Source organism: Pseudomonas sp. PME37.24/025 (assembly GCF_055556615.1).
The window spans coordinates 1-280 of the sequence record NZ_JBVHNK010000110.1; the positions used below are offsets into that span (position 1 = coordinate 1).

The following is a 280-nucleotide window of genomic DNA, read 5'->3' on the forward strand; positions in this document are numbered from 1 at the left end:
GACGCCCCCGCGCCGCGAAGCGGGCCGACGCCCCCACGGGAAGGCTGACCCGCACCGACCGCTTCAGTCAGCCTGCCGCGAGCTCGATGGTCACGTCGTTGATGTCCTCCGCCGGGTCGTCCCACAGGCCGAGGTACGCGAGCGCGAGAGCGTCCTCGAGCCCGGCGAGACTCTTCACCCGGAACACCACGGCCGCCGCGGACGGGTCGCGGCCGGCATCGCGGGCCGCCTTCGCGAAGCCCTGTCCGACCGCACGGGTCCACGTTTCGCTGGCGGCCTT

General features: G+C 73.9%; 1 protein-coding gene. It reads right to left on the minus strand.

The window, feature by feature from the left end; translation table 11 throughout:
- Positions 1-67: 67 nt before the first annotated feature.
- Positions 68-280 (minus strand): hypothetical protein (locus ACZ3HH_RS29710; RefSeq protein ID WP_465810116.1); only part of this gene is annotated, 213 nt, incomplete at its 5' end.